This is a genomic window from Bradyrhizobium sp. HKCCYLRH1034 (assembly GCF_051168375.1).
GTDB lineage: Bacteria > Pseudomonadota > Alphaproteobacteria > Rhizobiales > Xanthobacteraceae > Bradyrhizobium.
Map to the genome: position 1 here is coordinate 35232 of NZ_JBNPUW010000015.1, position 22385 is coordinate 57616.

Here is a 22385-nt window from a genome sequence, read left to right on the forward strand (position 1 = left end):
CAGCCCGTTTCAGCTGCGATCGAACACGGCGAGCGCCTTCTTCGAGGCCAATGCCCGCCACTGCCGGCGCAACAGCGGCTCTGCGTCGGCGCGCCTCGCCTTCGACAGGCGCAGCAGCACGATCGGATAGTCGCGGTAGTGATCGGTGACGTAGAACAGCTTCGGCCGGCTTTCCACCAGCATCGCGCGTTCGTCCGGCGGCACGCCCGGAAGGACGAGACTGTCCCCGTCCTCCTTCAGGCGCGCCAGCATCTTCTTGCGCACCTTCAGCGCGGGTGTCCCATAGGACGTGCCGGCCTCGACTTCCGGCCATGCCAGCGCAAGCGCCCTGACATCGTCGAAGGTCATCGGCGTTCGCTCAGCGCACCGCGGTGAAGAAGCGATCGAGCCGGAAGCCGGACAGCCAGGCCCAAACCGGCTGGTTCTTGAAGCCGAGGTCCCAGGAGCCGACCACGGCATCGGCGCGGCCGACGAGGTTGTCGATCGGCAGCAGGCCGACGCCGCCGTCGCGCAAGGCCACGCGGCTGTCGGCGGAGTTGTCTCTGTTATCGCCGAGCACGAACAGCTTGCCGGGCGGCACCGTCACCTCCGGCGTGTTGTCGAGCCGGCCGTTGTCGCGCATCTTGAAGATCAGGTGCGACACGCCATTCGGCAGCGTCTCGACGTAGCGATAGGCCGGCTCGTTGCGGCCAGTGTCGTCCTCGGCATCGCCGATGCCGTCGGGCTTGAGCGCCGCGGCCTGGCCGTTGATGTAGAGCTGGCCCTGGCGCATCTGGATGCGGTCGCCGGGCAGGCCGACGACGCGCTTGACCCAGGCCTGCGAGTTGTCGCCCGGCCAGCGGAACACGACGACGTCGCCGCGCTTCGGCGTCTCGCCGAACAGGCGTCCCGTCTCCGGCAGCGTGATCTGCATCGGCAGCGACGAGGTGCCGTAGCCATAGGGGAATTTCGACGCCAGCAGGGCGTCGCCGATCATCAGGGTCGGCTCCATCGAGCCCGACGGCACGTAGAACGGCTCGGCGATGGCGCCCTTGGCGACGAACACCACCATGACGACCGCGACGAGCTGCGCGAGCTGGCCGCCCCAGGTGCTTTCCTTGCGGACGCTGCCCGTGCGCGTCGCCTTGGTGGTCTTGTCCGTGGACATCTTCTCAAGGCTCATCGGCCCGTGCCTCCCACCGTAATGCGATCCATGCGAAGCGTCGGCTGACCGACGCCGACCGGCACGCCCTGGCCGTTCTTGCCGCAGGTGCCGATGCCGGTATCGAGCGACAGATCGTTGCCGATCATGCTGATGCGGTTCAAATCCGTCGGGCCGTTGCCGATCAGCATCGCGCCCTTCACCGGCGCACCGACCTTGCCGTTCTCGATCCTGTAGGCCTCGGTGCACTGGAAGACGTATTTGCCCGAGGTGATGTCGACTTGGCCGCCGCCGAAATTGACGGCATAGATGCCGTTCTTGACCGAGGCGATGATCTCGGCCGGATCGCGCTCGCCCGCCAGCATGTAGGTGTTGGTCATGCGCGGCATCGGCACGTGCGCGTAGCCCTGACGGCGGCCGTTGCCGGTCGGCGCCATGTTCATCAGCCGCGCGTTCTGGCGGTCCTGCATGTAGCCGACCAGGATGCCGTCCTCGATCAGCACGGTCCGGCTGGTCGGCGTGCCCTCGTCGTCGATCGACAGCGAGCCGCGGCGCGAGGCCATGGTGCCGTCATCGACCACGGTGACGCCCTTGGCGGCGACCGGCTTGCCCATCAGCCCGGCGAAGGCCGAGGTCTTCTTGCGGTTGAAGTCGCCCTCGAGGCCGTGACCGACGGCCTCGTGCAGCATCACGCCGGGCCAGCCGGCGCCGAGCACGACGTCCATCTCGCCGGCGGGAGCGGGGACCGATTCCAGATTGACCAGGGCCTCGCGCAGCGCGCCGTCGGCGGCCTCGCGCCACGCCTTGGTCTCGATGAAGCGGGCATAGGCCTCGCGGCCGCCATAACCCTTGCTGCCGGTCTCCTGGCGATCACCCTGGCCGGCGACCACCGAGACGTTCACGCGCACCAGCGGGCGGATGTCGCGATAGCTCTCGCCGTCGGGCCGCAGGATCTCCACGACCTGCCAGGTTGCGCCGAGGCTCACGGTCACCTGGCGCACGCGCGGATCCTTGTCGCGCAAGTAAGCGTCGATCTCGCCGAGCAGCTTGACCTTGCTTTCGAATCCGGGAGCGTCCAGCGGATTATCGTCGCCATAGAGCCGGACGTTGGTGTGCGGCGGCGGGCTCGCGAACGTGCCGGAATAGCCGCCGCGCACGGCGCTGACGGCATCGGCGGCGCGCATCAGCGCCGGCAGCGAGACGTCGGAGGAATGGGCATAGCCGACTGCATCGTCCTTCACCGCGCGCAGGCCGAATCCCTGGCTGGTGTCATAGGTCGCCTGCTTCAGCCGGCCATTGTCGAAGGTCAGCGCTTCGGTCTGGCTGTATTCGAAGAACAATTCGCCGTCATCGGCGCCAGCCAGGCCACGCGCGACCTCGCTCCGGACCGTATCACGGTCCAGATTGGCGCGTTCGAGCAGGGAAGTGGTGGGAGCAGTCATGGGTCAATCCGTTGTCGGAGCGTTCATTCCAAGATAGTTGTTTTGACGCCGGGGCGCGAGGGGCTGGATGATTACCGAACTGACATGGTTGAGATCGTTCCCATCACGTCCGCTCACATCGAGAGCTTCCACCGCACGCTCGATTACGTCGCGCGCGAACGGCGCTATCTGTCGTTCGTGCAGGCGCCGCCGCTGGAGTCGACGCGCGCCTTCATTCTGAACAACATCCACGAGGGATATCCGCAATTCGTTGCTCTCTCTGCCGGGGAGGTGGTCGGCTGGTGCGATGTGACGCCCAAATCGGGGCCAATCGATGCCCGGATCGGGGTGCTCGGCATGGGCCTAATGCCGCAGTTCCGGCACCAGGGCCTGGGCAGACGACTGATGGCGGCGGCGCTCGAGGCGGCGCGGGCGGCCGGCTTCTCGCGTGTCGAGCTCACGGTTTACCGCAGCAACACCAACGCCATCAGGCTGTACCAGAAGGCCGGATTCCTGCTCAAGGCGGTGCAGCCGCGGGAGCCCGGCGATGACGGGTTCGACAAGACCCTGCTGGTGATGGCGCTGGCGCTCGACGGGCGGCGCTGAGGCCGCGGGCGCGCATTCAGACGCGCGAACTCACGGCTCGATCACGGCATCGTGCTGCGAAGGGTCTGTCAATCGCGGCCGACGTCAGGGCAGCTTGTCGAAGCCTTCGGCGAGGCCGTTGAGGCTCAGCGGGAAGCCGATGCCTTCCTCCGGCGTCTCGAAGATGATGAAGGTCGCGGTCTTCGCCGTCTTGAGCTGGCCGAGCAGCTTGTCCTCCAGCACCACCTCGGCGACGCAGCCATTGGGCAGGCAACGCACGAAGCCGGCGCGGCCGACGTCCTGGTTGTCGAGCTTCAGGCCGAGGCCGGACGGCAGCAGCACGCCGAGCGGCGCCACCACGCGCATCAGCCGGCTCTTCTGGTCTGCGGTCTTCAGCATGATCACGGTGAGGCCGGCATTGGAACGGTCCTCGGCCACGACGCTCTGGATCAGCGCGCACTGCTCGCTCTGCGCGCCGGGCGGCGTGTCGCAGCGGATCTGCCAGTCGCCATGCACCGAGCGCACCGCGCCCTGCGCCAATGCGGCGTGCGGCAGGCCGATCACCGTCGCAGCGATCATCGCGACCGCGGTCGCCGCGGAGGTCATCGCGGCAACACGCGCGAGTCGCGCACGCACCGCGCTGAATCGGTACAAACGGCGCGAGTCATTCGCAGCTGGGGTCGACATGTCAGCTGTCCTGTCCGTTGAAACCCTGATCCGGGTCGGTGCCATGACAATTTCCTGTGGGTGATCTGCGCGTCCGACGCCATGATACGGCAATGATGGCGTCTTGAGGACAGCGTCACCGGCGTACGGCACGAAACGATACCAAATATGGCCGCACCCTGGTGGGCAGCTGCCGCTGCGCCTCGCCGAATCAGCCTCGCAAACGGCCGTGTCCCGTTTGCCTACATCGCGCCGCACGCCTGTCAAGCGCCCGTTGCCCGCGAAATCGCGGCATGCGGCAATCTCCCGGAAAATACGCTCGTCGCGACGAACAGCGCCGCGCGCGATATCCGGCGCAAGACTGCATTGCGATAGATCAAGAATTATGGTTTGAGAAGAAAGATTTCGTCATTCCAGTGAACTGGCCCAGGTGCTTTTCTATGCATCCGCCCGAAGGCCATTTGTCAGGAGAGCGGATCGAACGGCGCGCCGCTGCGTGAAGCGGGCGGTGCGCTGAGGGGGAAAGTTCTGAAGGGAGCGCGACGGCATGAAGATGTCGAAAGGCCAATTGGGCGCCTTGCTGGGGTTGGCCGTAACGGGCATGACGCTCGTGTCGGGTGGAGCGGCGTTTGCTGAAACGGGCCAGCCGGCGCCATGGGAAGTCAAGCTGCAGGAGGCTGCGACGCCGGTGATGGAGAACATCACCTGGTTCCACGGCCTGCTGCTGACGATCATCACCATCATCACGCTGTTCGTGCTGGCGCTGCTGGTCGCCGTGGTGGTCAAGTTCAACGCGCGCGCCAACCCGGTGCCGTCGCGGACGACGCACAACACGCTGATCGAGGTGGCTTGGACGCTGATCCCGGTGCTGATCCTGGTCATGATCGCGGTGCCGTCGTTCCGGCTGCTGTTCCTCGAGCTGGATGTGCCGAAGGCTGATATGACCATCAAGGCCACCGGCAAGCAGTGGTACTGGAGCTACGCCTATCCCGACAACGGCAAGTTCGAGTTCGACTCGCTGCTGGCGCAGGACAAGCAGCCGCGCCTGCTCGCCGTCGACAACGAAATGGTCGTGCCGGTCAACAAGGTGATTCGCGTCCAGACCACCGGCGCCGACGTGATCCACTCCTGGGCGATCCCGTCGTTCGGCGTCAAGATCGACGCCATTCCCGGCCGCCTCAACGAGACCTGGTTCAAGGCGACCAAGGTCGGCATGTATTACGGCCAGTGCTCGGAGCTGTGCGGCAAGGACCACGCCTACATGCCGATCGCGGTGCGCGTCGTGAGCGACCAGGAATTCACCGCCTGGGTCGAGGACGCCAAGAAGAAGTACGCCAGCGCGCCCACGAGCACCTATGCGTCGGCTGCGGGCGTGTCGCAGTAGCCGAGCGGGATGAACGCTGAGATTGAGGGCCGCCTTGGCGGTCCACGGGGACACTGAGGATTGGACAATGGCGACGAACGCGACGACCCTGACCGGCCATGACGATCACGCGCACGACCATCCGACCGGATGGCGGCGCTGGATCTATTCGACCAACCACAAAGACATCGGCACGATGTATCTGATCTTCGCGGTGTGCGCCGGCATCATCGGCCTCGCCATGTCGGTCGCGATCCGCATCGAGCTGATGTATCCGGGTGTGCAGCTGTTCCACGAGAACCACACCTACAACGTGTTCGTGACCTCGCACGGCCTGATCATGATCTTCTTCATGGTCATGCCGGCGATGATCGGCGGCTTCGGCAACTGGATGGTGCCGCTGATGATCGGCGCGCCGGACATGGCGTTCCCGCGCATGAACAACATCTCGTTCTGGCTGCTGCCCGCCTCGTTCGCGCTGCTTTTGACCTCGACCTTCGTCGAGGGCGAGCCCGGCGCCAACGGCGTCGGCGCCGGCTGGACGATGTATGTGCCGCTGTCGACCTCGGGCCATCCCGGACCGGCGGTGGATTTCGCGATCCTGTCGCTGCACCTTGCCGGTGCGTCGTCGATCCTCGGCTCGATCAACTTCATCACCACCATCTTCAACATGCGCGCGCCGGGCATGACCCTGCACAAGATGCCGCTGTTCGTGTGGTCGATCCTGGTGACGGTGTTCCTGCTGCTGCTGTCGCTGCCGGTGCTCGCCGGCGCCATCACGATGATGCTGACCGACCGCAATTTCGGCACCACCTTCTTCGATCCGGCGGGCGGCGGTGACCCGGTGCTGTTCCAGCACCTGTTCTGGTTCTTCGGCCATCCGGAAGTGTATATCCTGATCCTGCCCGGCTTCGGCATGATCAGCCAGATCGTGTCGACCTTCTCGCGCAAGCCGGTGTTCGGCTATCTCGGCATGGCCTACGCCATGGTCGCGATCGGCGGCATCGGCTTCGTGGTGTGGGCGCACCACATGTACACGGTCGGCATGTCCTCGGCGACGCAGGCCTATTTCGTCGCCGCCACCATGGTGATCGCGGTGCCGACCGGCGTGAAGATCTTCTCCTGGATCGCCACGATGTGGGGCGGCTCGATCGAGTTCCGCGCGCCGATGCTGTGGGCGGTGGGCTTCATCTTCCTGTTCACGGTCGGCGGCGTCACCGGCGTCGTGCTGGCGAACGCCGGCGTCGACCGTGTGCTGCAGGACACCTACTACGTCGTCGCGCACTTCCACTACGTGCTGTCGCTCGGCGCCGTGTTCGCCATCTTCGCCGGCTGGTACTACTGGTTCCCGAAGATGTTCGGCTACATGTACAACGAGACGATCGCGAAGGCGCACTTCTGGGTCACCTTCGTCGGCGTCAACCTGGTGTTCTTCCCGCAGCACTTCCTCGGCCTGTCGGGCATGCCTCGCCGCTACATCGACTATCCCGATGCCTATGCGGGCTGGAACCTGGTCTCGTCGATCGGCTCCTACATCTCGGCCTTCGGCGTCCTGATCTTCATCTATGGGGTGGTCGACGCCTTCATGCGCAAGCAGCAGGCCGCGAACAATCCGTGGGGACCGGGTGCGACGACGCTGGAATGGACCCTGTCCTCACCGCCGCCGTTCCACCAGTTCGAGGTGCTGCCGAAGGTGCAGTGAACCTGATCTCTCCGACGCGGCGCCATCCGGCGCCGCGTCGATCTCTGCCGGTGGCGCGCCTGGTGCCGCGCCGGAAGCGCGGTTCTGGCACTCCCTTTCCCCAGAGCCTTTTGAATTGAAGTCTGTGAATTGAAGTCTGGATTCGCCGTGTCGGTCATCGATCAGAACGCCATTGCCGTCGGCCCGCGGATTTCCGAGGCCGATGTCGGCGATTATCTCGCGCTCCTGAAGCCGCGGGTGATGTCGCTCGTGATCTTCACGGCGCTGATCGGCCTGCTGATCGCTCCGGGCCATTTCCACCCGGTGCTCGCCATCACCTCACTGCTGTGTATTGCGGTCGGGGCCGGCGCCTCCGGCGCGCTCAACATGGCGCTGGAAGGCGACATCGACTCGCTGATGTCGCGCACCGCCAACCGCCCGATTCCGCGCGGCCGCGTCACCCGCCAGGAGGCGCTCGCCTTCGGCATCACGCTGTCGTTCTTCTCGGTGCTAACGCTCGGCATCCTCGTCAACTGGTTCGCCGGTGCGCTGCTCGCCTTCACCATCTTCTTCTACGTCGTCATCTACACGCTGTGGCTGAAGCGCTGGACTGCGCAGAACATCGTCATCGGCGGCGCCGCCGGCGCCTTGCCGCCGGTGGTCGCCTGGGTGTCCGCCACCGGCTCGATCGCGCCGGAGCCGCTCTGGCTGTTCCTGATCATCTTCTTCTGGACCCCGCCGCATTTCTGGGCGCTGGCGCTGTTCCGCAGCGATGATTACGCCCGCGCCGGCGTGCCGATGCTGCCGGTGGTCGCCGGCCCCGATGCGACCCGGCTGCAGATCCTGCTCTACACCATCGTCCTGGTGGCGATCGCCGCCGCGCCGTGGCCGCTCGGCTATTTCGATGCCGTCTACGGTGTCGTCTCGCTGGCGCTCGGCACGGGCATGCTGTGGCTCGCGGTCGAGGTGTTCCGCAAGCGCGAGCGCAGCGCCTCGCTACGCGCCAACCGCAAGCTGTTCGCCTTCTCGATCCTTTATCTGTTCGTGCTGTTCGCTACGCTCGGACTCGAAGCGGTCGCGCGCATGATCGCGCCGCTGATCTGGTAAGAGGCGCGAGACTGGAAAACATGGCGACCACGATGGCAGATCCGAACGAGCAAGAGGGCATCGTCCTCACCGAGGCGCAGCTGCGCAGCCGCCGTCGCCGCTCGATCGCGATTGCGCTCGCGCTCGGCGTGCTGGTGGTGCTGTTCTTCGCGGTGACCATGGTGAAGGGTCCCGCGGTGCTGAATCGGCCGATGTAGAAGACGTGATGCAGGACGGGACGAAGCAGACCGCGATGGAGACAACCGACCAGATCGTTTCGGCGACCGCGCCGGCCGCGCCGCGCCGCGGCCTCAGCCGCGATGCGCTAGTCGGCGGCATCTGCGGCGCCGTCGTGGTGCTGATGGTCGGCGCGTCCTATGCCGCCGTGCCGTTCTACAACTGGTTCTGCCGCGCCACCGGCTTCAACGGCACCACGCAGGTCGCGACATCAGCGCCATCCTCGGCGCCGCTGGCGCGCCGGATCTCCGTGCGCTTCGATTCCAATGTCGCCGGCGGTTTGCCCTGGAAGTTCGAGCCGGAGAAGACCGAGATCGAGGTCGCGATCGGCGAGGTGGTCACGGTCTACTACACCGTCACCAACCAGTCGGCGCGCACCACCATGGCGCAGGCGGCCTACAATGTGTCGCCGCTGACATCGGGCGCCTACTTCCAGAAGATCAACTGCTTCTGCTTTACCGAGCAGACCATGGCGCCGGGCGAGACCCGCGAGATGCCGGTGGTGTTCTACGTCGACCCGGCGATAACAGCCGATCACGAGAACGACAGTTTGAAGACGATCACGCTGTCTTACACCTTCTATCCCGTCCGCGACGCACCGAAGCCGGTCGCGGCGGGCGAGCCGGACAAACCGCGGGGCAGCCTATGACCGCGCGGACGTCCGATATTCGGGGACCATCGCCGTTGAACGACACCGTGCCGGCGCGACCGGCATCGATCTGGGGAGAGACTTGCCATGGCTGAGGCGCACGCCAAGCATCACGACTACCATCTCGTCGATCCGAGCCCTTGGCCGTTCGTCGGCTCGGTTTCGGCCTTCATCATGGCGTTCGGTGCGATCGGCTGGATGCACAAGATGTTCGGCGCCGCGCCGATCGTGTTCGGCATCGGCACCATCGGCGTGCTCTACACCATGGCGAGCTGGTGGGGCGACGTCATCAAGGAAGCGCAATACAAGGGCGACCACACCCGCGTGGTGCAGCTCCATCACCGCTACGGCATGATCCTGTTCATCGCCTCCGAGGTGATGTTCTTCGTCGCCTGGTTCTGGGCCTATTTCAATGCCGCGCTGTATCCGAACTTCGAGGTGCAGGCCACCCGCGAGGCCCTGTTCGGCGGCGTCTGGCCGCCCAAGGGCATCGAGACCTTCGATCCCTGGCACCTGCCGCTGCTCAACACGCTGATCCTGCTGACCTCGGGCACCACGGTGACCTGGGCGCACCACGCGCTGCTCGAGGGCGACCGCAAGGGCCTGAAATATGGCCTGATCCTCACCATCCTCCTGGGTGCCACCTTCACCTGCGTGCAGGCCTATGAGTACAGCCACGCAACGTTCTCGTTCGCCGGCCACGTCTACGGCTCGACCTTCTTCATGGCGACCGGCTTCCACGGCTTCCACGTCCTGGTCGGCACGATCTTCCTGACCGTCTGCCTGGCGCGCGCCTATGCCGGCCACTTCACGCCCAAGCAGCATCTCGGCTTCGAGTTCGCCGCCTGGTACTGGCACTTCGTCGACGTGGTCTGGCTGTTCCTGTTCATCTGCATCTACGTCTGGGGCCACGGCGCCGAGGCGATGGCCCACGGCGCGCACTGAAGCCGGCGCGCACCGGTTCCGTCGAACGTGCTAAGAAGGGGCGGCCGTCGGGCCGCCCTTTCTCGTTGCAGCGGCGCCCGGCGGTTGATCGAAATGTGATCCGCTCTCGTCGCCTCCGGTTGTATCACCATGAGGCGTCGCGCGGCCGCCCAGGGGGCAAGACACCATGACCACCCATCCGCCCGTCACTTTGGCCCAGACCGTCCTGCGCGGGCTCGCCTGCCGCTGCCCGCGCTGTGGCCAGGGCAAGCTGTTCGACGGCTTCCTCAACCTGCGCAAGCGCTGCGAAGCCTGCGATCTCGACTACGCCTTCATCGACACCGGCGACGGTCCGGCGATCTTCATCATGATGCTCGCCGGCGCCATCGTGGTCGGCGCCGCGCTGATCGTCGAGGTGAAGTATCAGCCGCCGTTCTGGGTCCATGCCGCGCTCTGGGGACCGCTGATCCTGGTGACGACGCTGCTGCCGTTGCGCGCGATGAAGTCGCTGCTGATCGCCCTGCAATTCCACCACAAGGCCGCCCCCGGCCGCCTGGTGGACAAGACGCCGCGATGAGCTGGCGCCTGCGCGTGCGAGTCGCACATCTGAGCGGCGCCGAAGGTGTGCTCCCTCCCCCCTTGTGGGGGAGGGCCGGGGAGGGGGGTAGCCCCAGCGGCAGTCTTTGTTGGGCCACCCCCACCCCCAACCCCTCCCCGCAAGGGGGAGGGGAGCGCACCGTTCGCTCCGGCAAAGCGTTCACCTCGCCGCGGACATCTGCGCAATGACGAGTGCGCCCAGCCGCAAAACGTCCTCCCGCGCCTTCGCCGCCTTCACCGTCGTCATGGTCGCGCTGTTCGCAGGCCTCGGCATCTGGCAATTGCAGCGCCGTGCGGAAAAGCACGCGCTGATCGCAGCGCTCACCGATCGCGTTGCTGCTGCGCCCGCACCGCTGCCGCCACAAGACGAGTGGCGTATGCTCACTCCGGAACGCGACGAATTCCGTCGCGTCAGCTTCACCGCCACCTACGCCGGACTGCCCGATGCGATGGTCTACAGCGCCGGCTCCGCCGTGCGCGAGGACGTCTCCGGGCCGGGCACCTGGGCGTTCCTCCCTGCGCGCTTGCCGTCCGGCGAGACCGTCGTGATCGACGCCGGCTTCGTCGCCAACACGATGCAGGAACGCGCGGTGCAGGACCGCGCCACCGCCAAGCTCGTCACCGGCGAGCCCGTGACCCTGACCGGCTATCTGCGCTTTCCCGAGGCTGCCGGTTTGCTCACCGCGGCCGAGAGCCGCGAAAAGCGGCTGTGGTTCACGCGCGACCATCGCGCGATGGCCAAGACGCTCGGCTGGGGCGAGGTCGCGCCGTTCTACATCGATCTGGAATCGCCGGTGCCCGACAATGGCATTCCCAAGCCCGGCCCGCTGTCGCCGCATCTGCGCGACGAGCACATGCAATACGCGATCACGTGGTTCTCTCTGGCCGCCGCGTTGATCGTCGCGTTCGCGGTGTGGGCGCGGGGTCGGCGCGCAGCGAACCGATGAGCCCGTAGCCCGCGAAACGTCGCTTGACTTAGAGCGCACTCGAACCCGTAGCCTGCGTGGCGTCGTGAATGGAGATAGGGGCGCATGAAGATCGGCGAGCTGGCCAGGCAGTCGGGGCTGACGCCCCATACGATCCGCTACTACGAGCGGATCGGGCTGCTGCCCAGGGCCGATCGCGATCATGCCCGCCAGCGGGACTACGACGCATCGATCCTGACCTGGATCGAATTCCTCGGCCGGATGAAGGCCACGGGAATGCCGATCCGGGACATGCTGCGCTACGCCGAGCTGCGTGCGGGCGGCGCTGCCACGGAGCCGGAACGACGCCGGCTCCTGGAGCGGCATCGCGACGCGGTCCGGGCGCGCGTCGCCAGCCTGCAGGACAGCCTTCTCGTTCTCGACGGCAAGATCGCCGGCTATGCCGGCAGCAGCGAGAGGACGAACGATGATGACGCGATCCACGCCCAACCAGGCCACGACGACGAGCCCGATGCCGGGCGGCATGCCATCCGGCGCCAACAACGATCAGGATCGGCTGGCGCGCGGCCGGCGCGCGCTCGATAGCATCGACGGCGAGGCCGGCCGCAATGTGATCGCGGCGCTCGCCGACATCGCGCCGGATTTCGCGACCTACGTGATCGAGTTTCCGTTCGGCGACATCTATTCGCGCCCCGGCCTCGATCTGCGCAGCCGCGAGATCGCGACCATCGCGTCCCTGACCGCGCTCGGCAATGCCACCCCTCAGCTCAAGGTGCACATCCATGCGGGCCTCAATGTCGGCCTCAGCCGCGCGGAAATCACCGAGGTGATCATGCAGATGGCGGTCTATGCCGGCTTCCCCGCCGCGCTCAACGGCCTGTTCGCGGCCAAGGCGGTGTTCGCGGAAGCGGACGCGAAGCCCGCATGAATTCGGGCGCCCGCGGTGAGCACAGTCATGACGATGGCTGTGTGTTCTCATCGCCTGCGGACGCGGCCAAGGCCAGTGCGGCGATCGCATCCGCGATGGCCGCACGCATGTCGGGGGCCGCGATGCGACCATCTGCGGTCATTGCCGTCGGCGGCACCGGTACGGCGACGCAAGCCTCATCGACGATCGTCGCGCCCGCGCGCTCCAGCACCCTGCGCAGGTCGGCATGGGCGTCGTGCGCGCCACCATGGGCCGAGCAGTTGATCCAGCCGATCGGCCGTCGATAGAGGCTGCCGGCACTGACGGTCCAATCGATCATGTTCTTGAAGCTGCCCGGCAGCGAGCCCGCATATTCCGGGGTCGACAGCATGACGGCGCGGGCGTCGCCGAGCAGCTTGCGCAAGCGAATGACCGGCTCGGGCAAGGGATCGCAATCGTGGTCGGGATTGAAGTGCGGCAGCTCGCTCAGCCCGACGTAGATCGCCGGCGTGACATCCGCTGGCGCCAGCTCGGCCGCGGCGACGATCGCTGCACGGCAGGCCGAGCGGGCGCGCAGGCTGCCGCTGATCAGAACGATGAGCGATGTGTCCTGCTGCATCTCGGTCGACATCATCACGGCGTGCTCCGCTGGCGAACGAAGCGCTCGTTCTTGCAGCCCGCGCACTATGGCGGCCAGGCGCCCCGGGATTTCAAATCAAATCACGCGTGAATCAGCCGGGCTCGCCCGGACACCCGGACCGGCGCGCCTGGAGGGCCGTCGAGATCGACCTGCAGGCAGCAGGGCACGCCCATGTCCTCGCCCTGGCGGATCACGATCGGCCGCTCGGTCGCCCAGGCGAGCTCGCGCAGATAGCCGGCCAGCGCCGCGGCCGCCGCGCCCGTCGCCGGGTCCTCGTAGACCCCGCCGAACGGAAACGGGTTGCGGGCGTGAAACAGCTGCGGCGTCTCGGCGTGTACGAGGGCGAAGGTGCAGAAGCGCTCACGCTGTGCCAGCACCTGGCCTCGAGCGAAGTCGTAGCTGATGGCAGCCAGGCGGCTGCGGTCGCGCAGGGCAATCACTGGATGATCCATGCCGGCGTGAGCGATCACCGGCGGGATCCGCTCGTCGAGTTCGTCTTGCGACAGCCCGAACAGCGTCAGGATCTTGTCGAGCGCCGCAGATGGCAGGGCCCGGGTCAGCGTCGGCGGCGATCGAAACGCCGCGCTCCAGTCGGTCGCCGAATGATGCCCGTCGACAGTGATTTCGGCATGGTTGAGCGTCAGTGCGAACGTGCCGGAGCGCTCGTGCCTCGCCAGCGCCGCGCCGAGCGCAATCGTCGCGTGGCCGCAGAAATCCACCTCGGCCTGCGGCGCGAAATAGCGCACCCGCCATTTGTCGCCGATGGGCGCCGCGAACGCCGTCTCCGAATAGCCGATCTCCGCCGCCGTCGCCTGCATGGTGGCGGCCTCGGGCAGCGCCTCGCAGATGACGACCCCGGCCGGATTGCCGCCGCGTGGGCCGTCGGTGAAGGCTGCGATGTGCTGGATGATCATGGAGGTCTCGCGCTCGATCTCTGTGTTGGCGATGCTAGGCTTTCAGCGCTCGCAAGTGAAGATGTACAAGACGTGACTCCACGCACCGCTGTCGTCCCTGCGAACGCAGGGACCCATACCGCGGAATCTATCGGTGAAGCGCAACTGCCAGTCGTCGTCCCACCGAAGCCGGTGGTTATGGGTCCCTGCGTTCGCAGGGACGACGGCGGAATGTGACGCGGCTTCCCTGTGTCGTCGGTGCGATGGTCTCCCGCGTTCGACCGCGGTCTACACGGATCGGCCCGCCCTCACATACGCCCGCTCGCCGGTCCGCGGATGAAACCACACGTCCAGCGTCTCGCCGCTGGTGGGATCGACGAAGCGCTCCTCGGTCTTGATCCAGTCCGGGCCTGGCGGCGCCGCCAGCGCATCGCGCTTGTAGCCTCCCTGGCGGAAGACGAACCACACCAGGACGACCGCTGATATGACCGCGAGCCAGAGCACGAGATCGATCACGGCGCGGGTTCGATGACGGCGGCGGTGCCATAGGCGACGATCTCGCTCATGGTCTGGCCGATCTCGGCGCTATCGAAACGCATCATCAGAATGGCGTTGGCGCCCATCGACGTGGCGTTGGAGACGAGCCGGTCGAGCGCATGGCGCCGCGCCTCCTCCAGCATCTGCGTGTACTCGTGGATCTCGCCGCCGACGATCGAGCGCAGGCTGGCCACCAGATTGCCCCCGAGCCCGCGGCTGCGCACCACCACCCCAAAACACTGCCCCAGCATCCGCACCGTGCGGTGGCCGGTCACGTTTTCCGTCGTTACGACGATCATGGGGGGCTCCATCTGATACTGGCCCGCTCGGGCAGGGGCGCTTGGATTTGACAACCCAGCCACGGTTCCGGTTCAAGGGAGCCACAAGTCTTGCCAGGGCGCCACGGCCAGACGGTGTCACAGCCCATAAACTGTTGAGCTTTGTTAACACTGAGTTTGGGCGTATTCGTTCCGTCGAACGCAAGGCATGCAGGCCGCTAGGCTCTCACTGCCTTATTGGAATCGATGACGGATCATAGCTCATGCCGATGAAGATGATCGCGCTCGCCGGAGCCCTGTGTCTCCTGCTCTCCAGTTCGATGGCATGCCGCGCGAACTCTGGTCCGTGGTGCAGGCCTGACGCTGCAATCCTGAGCTTCAAGAACCAACAGGGGCACGATCTCGCAAGGATCGAGCTGCGCGCCCTCAAGCCCAACTGCAACCGAAATCCGGAGAAGCTTGGCGCAAGCGTGGAAAGATCGATGCGCATCGAGCATGGCGGAGGGTGGACAGATGTTCCGGCGGAGTGCGTAGCCGGTGTTTCCTTTGAAGCAGATGGGTTGGCGCTGTCGGGCGACGATTCGGGACTTGGCATAGCGCTCGCCGGGAAATCGACTGACATGGCCGAGCGCGTGAGGCTCGTCATTTATAAGTCGCGTGAAAGGATCGCATGCTTTCGCATCGAGCCATGTCCGAGCGCCGAGGATCAGTCGGACGAAGTCCGCGAGTGCTACAGAGAGTTGACGCGCTAAGCCCGCTCGGCCTGCGGATGACTGCAGACCGAGAGCGTCAGGAGACCTCTATCCCCGCCATTGCGAGGCATCGTTGCGCCGACGCAATCTGTGGATGGAGCCGGGTTGTTTCGTTCATCCGGCCGCGCGATGCGCGACCGGATGGCTCGCAATGACGGCTGCCGACTGCGTCTTACTCACCTGGGCGCGTAACCCGGCATGTCGCTGCGCTCATGCGGGCTACTGAACAGCGCCCCCAAAACTCCGCTGTCGTCCCTGGTCGGCATCCGTCGATGCATGCGCGTCGTCGGGCTTCCACGGGACGACACCGGGAGTGAAGCTGCTCTGCGGTCTGCATTGCGGAGCAGCGCCTGCCGCACTCGTCTGAGTCGCCCGACGGGCGACAGGATCTAGGCCCGAGCGCACCGCGAACTAATACGCCTGGCTGCTCCGAAACTTTCTTTTGGCGAGCAGGTCCAACGCCATCAGCCAATCCAGTCCAGTCTGCGCGAAAATTCCTCTTTCATATTTTCCGAAATCGTGGTTGTCTTTGTCTATCCCGCCTCGTTGCGAGGGGCGTACGCGTCGTCACGGACGTGAGGTGGGATGCGATGGACGGGTCGGCTGCAACTGACGAGTGCGGCCGGCGCGGACGGCGAAGTCGCGTGGTCCTGATACCCCGACGCTGGTATCAAGTTGGCGCTGGTGCCGATGCATCGCGTCGATGACGGTGGCCAACAAGCCCGGTGCACCGAGGAGAGCGCGTATAAGTCGTAAGCCATCGCGCAGGGAAGGCCGGGTCGCTCTGGCTGAACCTGTGGTTCCTGCCCCGTGCATTCTTGTTCGCACGGGGGCCGCGGGTGCCAGCCGGCATCCGGTCTTCCCTGCGCCCTCTGCTTCATGGAGGGAGAATTTCTTGCAGAGCTCGGGCGCCGATCGCGCCGCGAGAAGGCAAAGCTGCGCGGACCGGGATCAGACGGTTCCGCGGGCGGGCGATCTGTGAAGCCGTCGGCTCTCTCCACGTCATTGCGAGGAGCAGAGCGACGAAGCAATCCAGAGTTCCGCCCCCCACCCCTGGATTGCTTCGCTTCGCTCGCAATGACGGAGGAACGACCGATGTTTTCGTCGGGCAGTCGCGAATGCGGCCCGGTTGATCGCCACATCCACCGCCGTCATCCCCGCGAAGGCGGGGATCCGGGACGCCGCGGCGGTGCGGTCGACCGCGGCCGCCGCGGCGTACGGGATCGCCCGGTTGAACCGGGGATGAAAGCGGTGGGGCGGATGGTCCGCTGGACCGGTCCGGGTCAGCCGTTGCGACCCCAGTCCCGTAACCGATGCCCCGTGACCCCATGCTCCGTAACGCCGCCGTAACCCGCAGCCGTGACCATCGTTGCGGCAACAACCGGTTTCGCAACAAGGTCAAAACCATTATGGTGCCGGACCATGTTGCCGCCGGGCGGTTCCGATTTCGAATTCAATCAACGGGTTATGGCCTGGTGACGCAGGTCAGGAGAGCGGTTTGACGCGCTATGTTTCGACCCGCGGGGAAGCCCCCGCGCTCACCTTCTGCGATGTGATGCTGACCGGGCTCGCCCGTGACGGCGGCCTGTACGTGCCCGAGACCTGGCCGCAGCTGACGCCCGCGACGATCGCGTCGTTTTTCGGCCGGCCCTATTGGGAGGTCGCCGTCGAGGTCATCAAGCCGTTCGTCGCCGGCGAGATTTCCGACGAAGAGCTCGGCCGCATGGCCAACGAGGCCTATGCGACGTTCCGTCACCCCGCCGTGGTGCCGCTCGACCAGATCGCGCCGCATCAGTTCGTGCTGGAGCTGTTCCACGGCCCGACCTTGGCGTTCAAGGACGTGGCGATGCAGCTGATCTCGCGGCTGATGGACCACGTGCTGGCCAAGCGCGGCGAGCGCACCACCATCGTCGTGGCGACATCAGGCGATACGGGTGGCGCGGCGGTCGAGGCCTTCGCCGGCCGCGACAATGCCGACCTCATCGTGCTGTTCCCGCATGGCCGCATCTCCGAGGTGCAGCGGCGGATGATGACGACGTCGGGCGCGGCCAACGTCCATGCGTTGGCAATCGAAGGTCATTTCGATGACTGCCAGGCGATCGTGAAGGGCCTGTTCAACCATCACGGCTTCCGCGATTCGGTCAGGCTGTCGGGCGTCAACTCGATCAACTGGGCGCGCGTCGTCGCCCAGGTGGTCTACTACTTCACCTCGGCGGTCGCGATCGGGGCACCCCACCGCGCCGTCGACTTCACCGTGCCCACCGGCAATTTCGGCGACGTCTTCGCCGGCTATGTCGCCAAGCGCATGGGCCTGCCGGTGCGCACGTTGCGCGTCGCGACCAACGTCAACGACATCCTCGCCCGGACGCTGACGACCGGCATCTACGAGGTGCGCGAAGTGCATGCGACGGCTTCGCCCTCGATGGACATCCAGGTGTCGTCGAATTTCGAGCGGTTGTTGTTCGAAGCCGGCGGCCGCGACGCCGGCACCGTGCGGCGGCTGATGGACGGCCTCAAGCAGTCCGGCCGGTTCGTGCTGCCGGATGCCATGCTGGCGGCGATCCGCGCCGATTTCGATGCCGGCCGCGCCGACGAGACCGAGACGGCGGCGGCGATCCGCGCCGCCTTCCGCGAGGCCGGCGATCTCGTCGATCCGCACACGGCGGTGGCGCTGGCGGTGGCCGATCGCGACGGCACCGATCTGTCGGTGCCGAACATCGTTCTGTCGACCGCGCATCCCGCCAAATTCCCCGATGCGGTCGAGGCCGCCTGCGGGATGCGGCCGCATCTGCCGGTTTGGCTCGAAGGGCTGATGAGCAGGCGCGAGGACATCAGGATCATGCGGAACGACCAGGCCGAGGTGGAGAAGTTCATCCGCTCGGTCAGCCGGGCCGCCAAGCAGGGAATTGCATGATGGGCGTGGAAGTCACCAAGCTGCCGACGGGGTTGACGGTCGTCACCGACACGATGCCGCATCTGGAGACGGCGGCGCTCGGGGTCTGGGCCGGCGTCGGCGGCCGCGACGAGAAGCCGGACGAGCACGGCATCTCGCATCTGCTCGAGCACATGGCGTTCAAGGGCACGACCACGCGCAGCGCCCGCGAGATCGTCGAGACCGTCGAGGCGGTCGGCGGCGATCTCAATGCCGGCACCTCGACCGAGACCACGGCCTATTACGCCCGCGTGCTGAAGGCCGACGTGCCGATGGCGCTCGACGTGCTCTCCGACATTCTCGCCAATCCGTCCTTCGTGCCGGAGGAGCTGGAGCGCGAGAAGAACGTGATCGTGCAGGAGATCGGCGCGGCACAGGATACGCCCGACGACGTCGTGTTCGAGCACCTCAACGAGCTGTGCTTTCCGGACCAGCCGATGGGCCGCTCGCTGCTCGGCACCGCCAAGACGCTGGAGGCGTTCGATCGCGACAAGCTGCACGGCTATCTGTCGACGCACTACCGCGGCCCCGACATGGTGGTCGCCGCGGCCGGCGCCGTCGATCATCAGCGCGTGGTCGAAGACGTGACGAAACGATTTGCCAGCTTCAATGGCGGGCCGGCGCCGAAGCCGCTGCCGGCGGCATTCGGCAAGGGCGGCTCGCGCGTCGTGCATCGCGATCTCGAGCAGGCGCATCTGACGCTCGCGCTCGAAGGCGTGCCGCAGGCCGACCCGTCGCTGTTCTCGCTGCAGGTGTTCACCAACATCCTCGGCGGCGGCATGTCGTCCCGGCTGTTCCAGGAGGTGCGCGAGAACCGGGGGCTCTGCTACTCCGTCTACACGTTCCACGCGCCCTATAGCGACACGGGATTCTTCGGCCTCTACACCGGGACCGATCCGGCCGACGCGCCCGAGATGATGGAGGTCGTGGTCGACATCATCGGCAACGCGGTGGAGACCTTGAGCGAGGCCGAGGTCGCCCGCGCCAAGGCGCAGATGAAGGCCGGGCTGTTGATGGCGCTCGAGAGCTGTAGCGCCCGTGCCGAGCAATTGGCGCGGCATATCCTGGCCTATGGCCGGCCGCAGACGTTGCAGGAGATGGTCGCCAAGATCGAGGCGGTCAGCGTCGAGAGCACGCGCGATGCGGCGCGGGCGCTGCTCGCACGCAGCAAGCCGGCGGTCGTCGCGCTCGGCACCGGCAGGGGTCTGGACACGGCGGTCACTTTCGCCGAAGGTCTGACCGGTTCGAGATCGAAAGCCCAACTGCACTGAACGTGGTGCGGCTCGGTGCGGTCCGCGCATTGCAATCCGCCAGCGCTCGGCATCGGAGATCTGGGGTGGGTCGGAGCAGGCTTCGACCCGGAAAGAGCAGGGGGAGCATCACAGATGGCCCTGTTTCGCTTGCCATCCAACGGACCGGCTGCGCTGGCTCCGCGCGGCCAGGGCCTGCTGTTGCGCGCGCCGCAGATGGCCGATTATGCGCGGTGGGCGCGGCTGCGCGAGATCAGCCGCGACTATCTCACGCCGTGGGAGCCGATCTGGCCATCTGATGACCTGACGCGCTCCGGCTTCCGCCGCCGGCTGCGCCGCTATGCCGAGGACATCTCGGCCGACCGCTCCTATCCGTTCATCGTCTTCCGCGAGCAGGATGGCGCCATGCTCGGCGGCATCACGCTCGCCAATGTCCGCCGCGGCATCGTTCAGGCCGGCACCATCGGCTACTGGATGGGGCAGCCGTTCGCGCATCATGGCTACATGACGGCGGCGCTGCGGCTGCTGCTGCCGACCTTGTTCGGCGAGCTCAATCTGCACCGGGTCGAGGCGGCCTGCATCCCGACCAATACGCCGTCGATTCGCGTGCTGGAGAAATGCGGCTTCACCCGCGAGGGCCTGGCGCGTCGCTACCTCTGCATCAACGGGGTCTGGCAGGACCATTACCTCTACGGCCTGTTGCACGAGGATTTCCGGGGGTAGCAATCGTGATCGGGATCGCCGCGGGAGTGGCCGGTCGGGGCTGGTTCCGGCCTCTGAAATGGGTATAGACGCCTGGGCTGGGCGACCGAGTTGCCGGGGATATCAGACGATGCGAGAGACGAGCGTGATCAGGGCTGGAACGTTGGCAGCCGTGCTGCTGGCCTTGGGAGCCGCCGGCGCGGCGCCGCCGGCAGCCGCCCAATCGCTGACCGACCGCTTCAAGAGCCTGTTCGGCGGGGGCTCCGACAACAAGGGGCAGGAGAACCTGCCCGCCAGCGGCGGACCGCCGGTCGATCCGACCGAGGGCCTGACCTGTCCGCCGGTCAGCATTCGCGCCGGCGCCTCGACCTACGCCGTGGCCGCGCCCGGCAAGCAGGCCGTTGGCAACGACGTCCGGTTCCAGGCGTCGATCACCAAGACCGCGCGCGAATGCAGTCTCAACGGGGCCGAAATCACCGCCAAGATCGGCATCCAGGGCCGCATCGTTGCCGGCCCCGCGGGCGCGCCGGCGAGCGTCGACATTCCGATGCGCATCGCCGTGGTCCAGGGCGGCATCGGCGAGAAGGTGATCGCGACCAAGTCGTATCGCACCACGGTGCAGATGACCGAGGACGGCAGCGTGCCGTTCACGATCGTCGCCGAGGACATGGTCTATCCGGTGCCGCCGCCCGGCGCCAATGCCGACAATTACGTCTTCTACATCGGCTTCGACCCGCAGGCGCTGACCCCGGAGCGGCCGCACGGCAAGAAGCGGCGGTGACGATTGCCGTAGCGCGAGGCGCTCGCCGGAGAGCGTGAACAGCAAAAGGCCGGTGCGATGGGATCGCACCGGCCTTTTGAAGTTGATGGATGGAGACGGACTGCCGCTCAGTTCAGCTTGCGGCCGACTTCCGCGATGCCTTTGGCGACGAGGTCTTCGCCAAGAGCGCCCTTGACCGACTGCGACAGCACGGTCGCGGCGGCCTGGACGGCGGCCTCCGCCGCAGCGGACCTGACGTCGGCGAGAGCCTGGGCCTCGGCGAGGGCGATCTTGCCCTCGGCGGCCTTGGTGCGACGGGCGACGAAGTCTTCCATCTTGGCCTTGGCCTCCGCCGCGATGCGCTCGGCTTCCGCCTTCGCGCTGGTGACGATCTCCTCGGCCTCGCGTTCGGCGCTGGCGCGGCGGGACTTGTAATCGGCGAGCACTTTGGCCGCCTCTTCCTTGAGCCGCTTGGCCTCCGCCAGCTCGGATCTGATGCGCTCGGAGCGATTGTCGAGCGCCTTCAGGACCGTGCGATGGACACCGAGATAGGCGAACAGGCCCATCAGGATCACGAAGGCAATCGCAACCCAGGTTTCCGGATCAGCGAGCAAATGCATCAGGCTGTTCCCTTCAACGATGCATCGATCGCAGCCTCGACCGTCTTGGCCGCGGGGGCCTTGCCGGTGAGCTGCTTCACGATCGCGCTGGCTGCGTCTGCGGCGATGCCGCGGACATTGCTCATTGCGGTCGTGCGCGTGGTGGCGATGGACTTCTCAGCCGCCGCGAGCTTGGCCGCGAGGCTGTCTTCCAGCGCCTTGCGCTCGGCGTCCGAAGAAGCCGCGAGCTTCTCGCGGGTCTCCGCTCCGATCGCCTGGGCACGGGCACGAGCCGTCGCCAGCTCGCTCTCATACGCCTTCATCGCGGCTTCGGATTCATCCTTCAGCCGCTGCGCTTCAGCCAGATCGCCGTCGATCGACTTCTGGCGGGCGTCGATGACGGCCCCGACCTTCGGCAGCGCCACACGCGAAACGATCACGTACAGCGCCACGAAGGCGATCACCAGGGAGACGATCTGGGAGGGAAAGGTTTCCTTCTGGAAGGGAGGGAAACCATGCCCGCCATCGGCCTCAGTATGGGCGCTTGCGGTGCCCTTGGCCTCGCCGCCCTTGGCCTCGCCATGACTTTCAGCCACGGGCTTCTCCTGTCCGGCTCAGGCCGTCTTAGACGGCGTACAGCAGGAGCAGGGCGATCAGCAGCGAGAAGATGCCGAGCGCTTCGGTCACCGCGAAGCCGAAAATCAGGTTGCCGAACTGGCCCTGAGCGGCCGACGGATTGCGCAGAGCGGCCGACAGGTAGTTGCCGAAGATGATGCCGATGCCGGCACCCGCGCCACCCATGCCGATGCAGGCAATGCCCGCGCCAATGTACTTCGCTGCAACCGGATCCATGAAACGA

At 66.4% G+C, this 22385-nt stretch carries 27 protein-coding genes; 16 read left to right on the plus strand and 11 right to left on the minus strand.

Going from position 1 to position 22385, the window contains the following annotated elements; genetic code table 11:
- Window positions 1-9 precede the first annotated feature (9 nt).
- The 3 genes from ACQR0W_RS28065 to tldD are packed head-to-tail and all read right to left on the minus strand — an operon-like array spanning window position 10 to window position 2583.
- Entirely contained in the window at window positions 10-348 is a 339-nt protein-coding gene (locus tag ACQR0W_RS28065) for an MmcQ/YjbR family DNA-binding protein (protein ID WP_315717929.1), read from the minus strand.
- 10 nt (window positions 349-358) lie between these two features.
- Window positions 359-1147 (minus strand): signal peptidase I, encoded by a 789-nt coding sequence (gene lepB, locus ACQR0W_RS28070; RefSeq protein ID WP_316204550.1) that lies wholly within the window; start codon window positions 1145-1147, stop codon window positions 359-361.
- Window positions 1148-1158: 11 nt separating this feature from the next.
- Window positions 1159-2583 (minus strand): metalloprotease TldD, encoded by a 1425-nt coding sequence (tldD, locus tag ACQR0W_RS28075; protein WP_316170721.1) that lies wholly within the window; start codon window positions 2581-2583, stop codon window positions 1159-1161.
- An 84-nt stretch (window positions 2584-2667) separates the two neighbouring features.
- Here tldD and ACQR0W_RS28080 point away from each other — a divergent pair, with 84 nt between their 5' ends.
- Window positions 2668-3168 carry a GNAT family N-acetyltransferase gene (locus tag ACQR0W_RS28080; protein ID WP_315717960.1) on the plus strand — a complete coding sequence of 167 codons (501 nt, stop codon included), beginning with the start codon at window positions 2668-2670 and terminating at the stop codon, window positions 3166-3168.
- An 84-nt stretch (window positions 3169-3252) separates the two neighbouring features.
- Here the strand turns inward: ACQR0W_RS28080 and ACQR0W_RS28085 are convergent, their stop codons facing one another.
- Window positions 3253-3879, minus strand: coding sequence for an invasion associated locus B family protein (locus tag ACQR0W_RS28085; protein ID WP_315827982.1), 627 nt, complete (start codon window positions 3877-3879; stop codon window positions 3253-3255).
- A gap of 481 nt (window positions 3880-4360) precedes the next feature.
- Between ACQR0W_RS28085 and coxB the strand changes: the two genes are divergently transcribed.
- The 10 genes from coxB to ACQR0W_RS28135 all read left to right on the plus strand — a co-directional run bounded on the left by coxB (window position 4361) and on the right by ACQR0W_RS28135 (window position 12204).
- Window positions 4361-5197 carry a cytochrome c oxidase subunit II gene (gene coxB / locus ACQR0W_RS28090; protein ID WP_316170722.1) on the plus strand — a complete coding sequence of 279 codons (837 nt, stop codon included), beginning with the start codon at window positions 4361-4363 and terminating at the stop codon, window positions 5195-5197.
- A gap of 67 nt (window positions 5198-5264) precedes the next feature.
- Window positions 5265-6878, plus strand: coding sequence for a cytochrome c oxidase subunit I (gene ctaD, locus ACQR0W_RS28095; RefSeq protein WP_315717924.1), 1614 nt, complete (start codon window positions 5265-5267; stop codon window positions 6876-6878).
- A gap of 147 nt (window positions 6879-7025) precedes the next feature.
- Window positions 7026-7964, plus strand: a complete 939-nt coding sequence (locus tag ACQR0W_RS28100) for a heme o synthase (protein WP_315751287.1) — start codon at window positions 7026-7028, stop codon at window positions 7962-7964.
- A 20-nt stretch (window positions 7965-7984) separates the two neighbouring features.
- The gene (locus ACQR0W_RS28105) at window positions 7985-8161 is read left to right on the plus strand and encodes a CoxF protein (RefSeq protein ID WP_315717922.1); all 177 of its coding nucleotides are present in this window, start codon (window positions 7985-7987) and stop codon (window positions 8159-8161) included.
- Window positions 8162-8169: 8 nt separating this feature from the next.
- On the plus strand, window positions 8170-8829 hold the full coding sequence (locus ACQR0W_RS28110; RefSeq protein ID WP_409998642.1) for a cytochrome c oxidase assembly protein: 660 nt from the start codon (window positions 8170-8172) through the stop codon (window positions 8827-8829).
- 87 nt (window positions 8830-8916) lie between these two features.
- A complete protein-coding gene (locus ACQR0W_RS28115; RefSeq protein WP_315751289.1) occupies window positions 8917-9774 on the plus strand; it encodes a cytochrome c oxidase subunit 3 in 858 nt (285 codons plus the stop codon).
- A 166-nt stretch (window positions 9775-9940) separates the two neighbouring features.
- On the plus strand, window positions 9941-10330 hold the full coding sequence (locus tag ACQR0W_RS28120; RefSeq protein WP_315717920.1) for a DUF983 domain-containing protein: 390 nt from the start codon (window positions 9941-9943) through the stop codon (window positions 10328-10330).
- 205 nt (window positions 10331-10535) lie between these two features.
- Window positions 10536-11297 carry an SURF1 family protein gene (locus ACQR0W_RS28125; protein WP_316170723.1) on the plus strand — a complete coding sequence of 254 codons (762 nt, stop codon included), beginning with the start codon at window positions 10536-10538 and terminating at the stop codon, window positions 11295-11297.
- A gap of 84 nt (window positions 11298-11381) precedes the next feature.
- Window positions 11382-11861, plus strand: coding sequence for a MerR family transcriptional regulator (locus ACQR0W_RS28130; protein WP_316170724.1), 480 nt, complete (start codon window positions 11382-11384; stop codon window positions 11859-11861).
- A complete protein-coding gene (locus ACQR0W_RS28135) occupies window positions 11800-12204 on the plus strand; it encodes a carboxymuconolactone decarboxylase family protein (protein ID WP_315827985.1) in 405 nt (134 codons plus the stop codon). The genes ACQR0W_RS28130 and ACQR0W_RS28135 overlap by 62 nt, the downstream gene beginning before the upstream one ends.
- 25 nt (window positions 12205-12229) lie before the next feature.
- Here the strand turns inward: ACQR0W_RS28135 and ACQR0W_RS28140 are convergent, their stop codons facing one another.
- The 4 genes from ACQR0W_RS28140 to ACQR0W_RS28155 all read right to left on the minus strand — a co-directional run bounded on the left by ACQR0W_RS28140 (window position 12230) and on the right by ACQR0W_RS28155 (window position 14552).
- On the minus strand, window positions 12230-12817 hold the full coding sequence (locus tag ACQR0W_RS28140; RefSeq protein WP_315828026.1) for an NADPH-dependent FMN reductase: 588 nt from the start codon (window positions 12815-12817) through the stop codon (window positions 12230-12232).
- Window positions 12818-12903: 86 nt separating this feature from the next.
- On the minus strand, window positions 12904-13737 hold the full coding sequence (locus tag ACQR0W_RS28145) for a PhzF family phenazine biosynthesis protein (protein WP_315751522.1): 834 nt from the start codon (window positions 13735-13737) through the stop codon (window positions 12904-12906).
- A gap of 267 nt (window positions 13738-14004) precedes the next feature.
- Window positions 14005-14232: a hypothetical protein gene (locus ACQR0W_RS28150; protein ID WP_315717916.1), complete on the minus strand. Its 228-nt coding sequence runs from the start codon at window positions 14230-14232 to the stop codon at window positions 14005-14007.
- A complete protein-coding gene (locus tag ACQR0W_RS28155) occupies window positions 14229-14552 on the minus strand; it encodes a heavy metal-binding domain-containing protein (RefSeq protein ID WP_315717915.1) in 324 nt (107 codons plus the stop codon). Before ACQR0W_RS28155 ends, ACQR0W_RS28150 begins: the two co-directional genes overlap by 4 nt.
- Before the next feature lie 242 nt (window positions 14553-14794).
- Between ACQR0W_RS28155 and ACQR0W_RS28160 the strand changes: the two genes are divergently transcribed.
- The 5 genes from ACQR0W_RS28160 to ACQR0W_RS28180 all read left to right on the plus strand — a co-directional run bounded on the left by ACQR0W_RS28160 (window position 14795) and on the right by ACQR0W_RS28180 (window position 20948).
- The gene (locus tag ACQR0W_RS28160) at window positions 14795-15283 is read left to right on the plus strand and encodes a hypothetical protein (protein WP_316170725.1); all 489 of its coding nucleotides are present in this window, start codon (window positions 14795-14797) and stop codon (window positions 15281-15283) included.
- A gap of 1498 nt (window positions 15284-16781) precedes the next feature.
- Complete coding sequence (gene thrC / locus ACQR0W_RS28165; protein WP_316170726.1) at window positions 16782-18197, plus strand: threonine synthase; 1416 nt, start codon at window positions 16782-16784, stop codon at window positions 18195-18197.
- Window positions 18197-19486: a M16 family metallopeptidase gene (locus ACQR0W_RS28170; protein WP_315751523.1), complete on the plus strand. Its 1290-nt coding sequence runs from the start codon at window positions 18197-18199 to the stop codon at window positions 19484-19486. Before thrC ends, ACQR0W_RS28170 begins: the two co-directional genes overlap by 1 nt.
- A gap of 114 nt (window positions 19487-19600) precedes the next feature.
- Complete coding sequence (locus ACQR0W_RS28175) at window positions 19601-20188, plus strand: GNAT family N-acetyltransferase (RefSeq protein WP_434840871.1); 588 nt, start codon at window positions 19601-19603, stop codon at window positions 20186-20188.
- A gap of 142 nt (window positions 20189-20330) precedes the next feature.
- Complete coding sequence (locus ACQR0W_RS28180; RefSeq protein WP_315717956.1) at window positions 20331-20948, plus strand: hypothetical protein; 618 nt, start codon at window positions 20331-20333, stop codon at window positions 20946-20948.
- Window positions 20949-21055: 107 nt separating this feature from the next.
- On the opposite strand, the gene ACQR0W_RS28185 is transcribed toward ACQR0W_RS28180, so the two are convergent.
- From ACQR0W_RS28185 to ACQR0W_RS28195, 3 genes are read right to left on the minus strand one after another with little or no spacing between them, the layout of a single operon-like run.
- Entirely contained in the window at window positions 21056-21547 is a 492-nt protein-coding gene (locus tag ACQR0W_RS28185; RefSeq protein WP_315717911.1) for a F0F1 ATP synthase subunit B family protein, read from the minus strand.
- The gene (locus ACQR0W_RS28190; RefSeq protein WP_316170727.1) at window positions 21547-22122 is read right to left on the minus strand and encodes a F0F1 ATP synthase subunit B family protein; all 576 of its coding nucleotides are present in this window, start codon (window positions 22120-22122) and stop codon (window positions 21547-21549) included. The genes ACQR0W_RS28185 and ACQR0W_RS28190 overlap by 1 nt, the downstream gene beginning before the upstream one ends.
- Window positions 22123-22150: 28 nt before the next feature.
- Window positions 22151-22378 (minus strand): F0F1 ATP synthase subunit C, encoded by a 228-nt coding sequence (locus ACQR0W_RS28195; protein WP_006615622.1) that lies wholly within the window; start codon window positions 22376-22378, stop codon window positions 22151-22153.
- Window positions 22379-22385: the final 7 nt, after the last annotated feature.